Annotated in this window: 5 protein-coding genes; 3 read left to right on the top strand and 2 right to left on the bottom strand. The window is 68.4% G+C overall.

The genetic code is table 11. The annotated features are described in order from the left end of the window. The first annotated feature begins 135 nt into the window (after nucleotides 1-135). The 3 genes from I0Q12_RS21690 to I0Q12_RS21680 are packed head-to-tail and all read left to right on the top strand — an operon-like array spanning nucleotide 136 to nucleotide 3,036. On the top strand, nucleotides 136-1,230 hold the full coding sequence (locus I0Q12_RS21690) for a glycosyltransferase family 4 protein (protein ID WP_197254588.1): 1,095 nt from the start codon (nucleotides 136-138) through the stop codon (nucleotides 1,228-1,230). Continuing rightward, nucleotides 1,230-1,961 carry a class I SAM-dependent methyltransferase gene (locus tag I0Q12_RS21685; protein WP_197254586.1) on the top strand — a complete coding sequence of 244 codons (732 nt, stop codon included), beginning with the start codon at nucleotides 1,230-1,232 and terminating at the stop codon, nucleotides 1,959-1,961. Before I0Q12_RS21690 ends, I0Q12_RS21685 begins: the two co-directional genes overlap by 1 nt. Nucleotides 1,962-1,986: 25 nt before the next feature. Beyond that, on the top strand, nucleotides 1,987-3,036 hold the full coding sequence (locus tag I0Q12_RS21680) for a prenyltransferase (RefSeq protein ID WP_197254584.1): 1,050 nt from the start codon (nucleotides 1,987-1,989) through the stop codon (nucleotides 3,034-3,036). 85 nt (nucleotides 3,037-3,121) lie between these two features. Here I0Q12_RS21680 and I0Q12_RS21675 read toward each other — a convergent pair whose 3' ends face one another. Further along, nucleotides 3,122-3,784 (bottom strand): class I SAM-dependent methyltransferase, encoded by a 663-nt coding sequence (locus I0Q12_RS21675; RefSeq protein ID WP_197254582.1) that lies wholly within the window; start codon nucleotides 3,782-3,784, stop codon nucleotides 3,122-3,124. 126 nt (nucleotides 3,785-3,910) lie between these two features. Continuing rightward, a complete protein-coding gene (locus I0Q12_RS21670; protein ID WP_197254580.1) occupies nucleotides 3,911-4,849 on the bottom strand; it encodes a DUF1254 domain-containing protein in 939 nt (312 codons plus the stop codon). Nucleotides 4,850-4,873: the final 24 nt, after the last annotated feature.

Here is a 4,873-nt window from a genome sequence, read left to right as displayed (position 1 = left end):
GATACCGGGCCTTCGTCGTATACCGTTACTGATCTTCCGAAAGTATCCGGGCGGTCCCAGTGTCGTGACCTCGAACAAGAACATGTTCTAGAGTGGTGCGATCTTGGTCGGACGCCGCCGGCGACGAGGAACGAGGTGACCGTGCGAATTGCTCTCCTGTCGTACCGGAGTAAGCCGCACTGCGGCGGGCAGGGTGTCTACGTCCGGCACCTGAGCCGTGAACTGGCCGCCCTCGGGCACGACGTCGAAGTGTTCTCGGGCCAGCCGTATCCTGAACTCGACGCCGGCGTCACTCTCACGAAGGTCCCCAGCCTCGACCTCTACCGCGACGACGACCCCTTCCGCACCCCGAAGCCCCGGGAGTTCCGCGACCTCGTCGACGTCCTAGAGGTCGCGACGATGTGGACCGCGGGCTTCCCCGAGCCGCTCACGTTCAGCCTGCGGGCGGCGAAGCTCCTTCGCGCACGGGCGGGCGAATTCGACGTCGTGCACGACAACCAGTGCCTCGGGTACGGTCTGCTCCGCATCGCCGACGCCGGGCTTCCCCTCGTCGCGACGATCCACCATCCCATCACCCGCGACCGCGAACTCGATCTCGCGCAGGCCACCACGTGGCGCCGCAAACTGACCCTGCGCCGCTGGTACGGCTTCCTGCGGATGCAGGCACGGGTGGCGCGGCGCATCGGAACGCTGCTCACCGTGTCCGAGTCCTCGGCGGACGACATCCGCGCGGCGTTCGACGTCGACCCGGAAAGTCTGCACACGATCCCGCTCGGCGTCGACACCGAACTGTTCGCCCCTCCCGCCGGCGCCCGGGCGCCGGGACGCATCGTGTGCGTGGCGAGCGCCGACGCACCGCTCAAGGGCGTGTCGACGCTGCTCGGCGCGCTCCTCGGTTCCGCGGAGATCGCCGCGGTCCCGTCGCTCTACGAAGGTTTCTCACTGCCCGCGGTGGAGGCCATGGCGTGCGGGACACCGCTCGTCGCGAGCCGCGCCGGCGCGATCCCCGAGGTCGTCGGCGATGCCGGTGTGCTCGTTCCCCCCGGCGACGGCGAGAAACTCGCGGCGGCGCTCGCGGCGCTCTTCGACGACCCGGCCGAACGGGACCGGCTCGGTGCGGCGGCCCGGCAACGGGTCCTCGACCGGTACAGCTGGTCGGCGGTGGCCGCACAGACCGCATGCGTCTACGACGACGCGATCGCAGCGCAGACACGAAAGGCGAACCACTGATGCTGACCGTCGATTTCGACCGTCTCGGAGTTGCGCCCGGCCACCGCGCCATCGATATCGGCGCGGGCGCCGGCCGGCACTCCTTCGAGCTGTACCGGCGCGGGGCGGACGTCGTCGCGTTCGACCGGAGCGCGGACGACATGAAAGCGGTCGCCGAGATGTTCGCGGCGATGGAGCTCGAGGGCGAGGTCCCCGCCGGGGCACGCGCGCGCGCCGAAGTGGGTGACGCGCTCGAACTGCCTTACGACGACGAGACGTTCGATGTGGTGCTCATCTCCGAGGTGCTCGAGCACGTGCCGCAGGACGTGCGCGCGATCGAGGAGTTCACCCGCGTGCTCAAGCCGGGCGGGGTCGCGGCGATCACGGTGCCGCGCTGGTTCCCCGAGAAGATCTGCTGGGCACTGTCCGATGCCTATCACGAGGTCGAGGGTGGGCACATTCGCATCTACAAGGCCGACGAACTCGCCGCCAAGCTCACCGCGGCCGGCCTGAAGATCCGCGGTCGCGACCACGCGCACGCCCTGCACGCGCCGTACTGGTGGCTCAAGTGCGCGGTCGGCGTCGACAACGACGATCACGTGCTGACGAAGGCGTATCACAAGCTGCTCGTGTGGGATCTGATGCACAAACCGTGGCTGACCCGCACCCTCGAATCGGTCCTCGATCCGATCATGGGAAAGAGCGTGGTCTTCTACGTCGAGAAGCCGGTAGTCCCCGTTGCGGCGCGCTGACAGGGGCGCACCAGCGGTTCCGTCGGTGCCGGGCGTGCTCTCCGCCCATGAGTGCCTCCGCACCGGGCACGCCATCGCCGACATGCAGCAGTCCTCGGGAGCGATCCCGTGGTTCCCGGGCGGGCACACCGATCCGTGGGACCACATCGAATCCGCGATGGCGCTGACCGTGACCGGACTGCGCGAGGAGGCCGAGGCCGCGTTCGAGTGGTCGCGGCGCACCCAGCGCGCGGACGGTTCGTGGCCGATGCAGTTCCGCGGCGATACGATCGAAAACGCCGACTCCGACAGTAATTTCGCGGCGTACATCGCAGTCGGGGTGTGGCATCACCATCTCGTCACCGGCGACGTGCGGTTCGTCGAGCACATGTGGCCGACGGTGAAGGCAGCACTGGAACATGTGCTGTCCATGCAGGCGCCCGGCGGTGAGATCTTCTGGGCTCGAAACGAATCCGGTATCGCGGAGGAAGCCCTCCTCACCGGGTGTTCGAGCATCCATCACGGTTTCCGGTGCGCGTTGCGTCTTGCGGAGGTCGTGGGTGATCCACAGCCGGAGTGGGAGTTCGCGCTGTACCGGCTCGGGCACGCGCTGCGGCGGCACCCGGAGGTGTTCACCCCCAAACCGGAATACTCGATGGACTGGTACTACCCGGTCCTCGGGGGAGCCGTCCGCGGAACCGTTGCACACGAACGCATCCGGGAACGCTGGAACGACTTCGTGGTGGACGGGCTGGGCATCCGGTGCGTCGATCACAAACCCTGGGTGACGGGCGCCGAGACGTGTGAGCTGGTCCTGGCCCTCGACGCGCTCGGAAGCTACACGCGCGCAAAGGAACTGTTCGCAGCGATGCAGCACCTGCGCGATCCGGACGGATCGTACTGGACCGGACTGGTTTTCAGTGACGGCAAACGCTGGCCGGTGGAGAAGAGTTCGTGGACGAGCGCCGCGGTGGTTCTCGCCGCCGACGCGCTCTCCCGCACCACCGGTGGCAGCGGACTGTTCCGTGACGCGGCGGCGCCTGCGGAACTGGTGGGTGCCGACCGCTGCAGCGAAGGCTGCGGCGTCCGCGTCTGACAGCAGCCGAGTCCGACACCGGCCGACGGAAAAGACAGCCGCGCGGTGTATGCCCCGCGCGGCTGTCTTTCTCGACGGCGCACGGTCACGCGCCTGGCAGGACCCCGACCGTGCCGCCGGTGCGTTCGAGAACTCGCAGCGACCCCGTCACCGACACCTCGGTGAACTCGCCGCTGTCGAGTGCGCGGCAGTAGATCTCGTACGGGGGACGACCGCCGTCGGCGGGGTCGGGGAACACGTCGTGGATGATCAGGGCGCCGCCGACGCGCACCCACCGCGCCCAGCCCTCGTAGTCGGCCTGCGCGGCCGCGCTGCTGTGACCGCCGTCGACGAACACGAACGACGCCGGGGTGCGCCAGAACCCGGCGACCTGCGCGGAGGCGCCGATCACCGCGACCACGTGCGCTTCGAGGTCGGCATCGGCGAGGGTGTGGCGGAGTCGTCCGGCCGTGTCGAGCAGGCCGGTGTGGGGGTCGACGAGTGTCTCGTCGTGGTACTCCCAGCCGGGCTGGTGCTCCTCGGACCCGTGGTGGTGGTCGACGGTGACGATCGTTCCGCCGGTCGCCTTCGCGGCCGCACCGAGGTACACCGTCGAGCGCCCGCAGTAGGTGCCGATCTCGACACCCACCCCGTCGCCGAGATACCGCACCGCCGCGTCGTGCAGCGCCGTGCCCTCGTCCTCCGGCATGAAACCCGGTGTCGCCTCGGCAAGTTCGACCATCTCGCGGGGCAGCGTGGTGCGGGTCATCGGCACAGTCTCCGTTCGCTGGATTGCTGTTCGGTGGCTCACACTACCGACGGGAGTGGAGCCGCGGAACCACCGTCCCGAGATCATCGGAAGCGGAATCCGGTACCGCCCGGCTCGCCCCCGCGACTAGGGAGTGAGGGAGGGGAACCTCCAACTCCCGTCGAGGATTTCCGGCCGCGGCCGGTAGAGCCGCACGAGGTAGTTCCAGCCCTCGGTGATCGGAATGCTGTTGGGGGCACCGTCGGTACCGCCGAACCGGACGGTGACCGAGCCGTCGTCGTTCGGGACGGCGGTGATGTTGTTGACACTGTAGACGCCGCGGTCGTTGGGTTCGAAGTATCCCTTCGCGTTGTACACCGACAGGGACCAGAATCCGTCGACGGGTACATCGCGCACCGTCAGTTCGTACTCGCCGACCGGCAGTCCCGGGTCGACACCGATGTAGGTGGCCTCCTCGGTCGGGAGCCCACCCCATCCGGCGGCGGTACCGATGAGGTGGCGCACGGGGTCGACCTGGTCCTTGCGGCCGAACGTCCGATCGAACGCCGTGAGTCCGCGCGCCAGATCGAGCAGCGCATTGCGGGTCGCATCGAGGTTTGCGGTGTCGTATCCGGGAGACGTGAACGCGACCGCCGAGCCCGCATCGATGCGGAACCGGTCCTGGAGTTCGGTCGCCGTACGCACATCGTCCGCGTCGGCCGGATCGGCCAGGATCCGGACCGCGACGGTGACATACGACGTGGGGAAGTCGCCGGGATCGAGACGGTGTTCGCCGGGATCGTGCAGGATCCGGTTCACGTAGTGGTCCTGGTCGACGACCATCACCGAGGTGTACCGGCGGCCGCAGTGGGGAACGGTGACGACCGCACCGGCCGAGACGTCGACGACCGCGAAGCTGTAGAGGGTGTCGCGGTTGAGCCGGATCACCGTCTGGTGGTCGACCGACGCCGCTTCGCGATTGTGGCGCAGCACGTTGACTCCGCCGCAGTCCCGCTGGAGATCGGAGAACATTCGATCCGTTTCCGCACGAACGAAGTTGTCCACATTCACCGGAATGCTCGTCATGTCGGCGAGCCTAGCGGCGTCGTC

Origin of the sequence: Rhodococcus sp. CX, from assembly GCF_015865005.1 — a bacterium.
Lineage (GTDB): Bacteria > Actinomycetota > Actinomycetes > Mycobacteriales > Mycobacteriaceae > Rhodococcus.
This window is presented reverse-complemented; position numbering and strand designations above follow the sequence as displayed.

What these genes read in the sequence shown, in the direction of transcription:
- I0Q12_RS21685 (WP_197254586.1), top strand. Translation starts at nt 1,230, where the DNA reads ATGCTGACCGTCGATTTCGACCGTCTCGGAGTTGCGCCCGGCCACCGC.
- I0Q12_RS21675 (WP_197254582.1), bottom strand. Translation starts at nt 3,784, where the DNA reads ATGACCCGCACCACGCTGCCCCGCGAGATGGTCGAACTTGCCGAGGCG.
- I0Q12_RS21670 (WP_197254580.1), bottom strand. Translation starts at nt 4,849, where the DNA reads ATGACGAGCATTCCGGTGAATGTGGACAACTTCGTTCGTGCGGAAACG.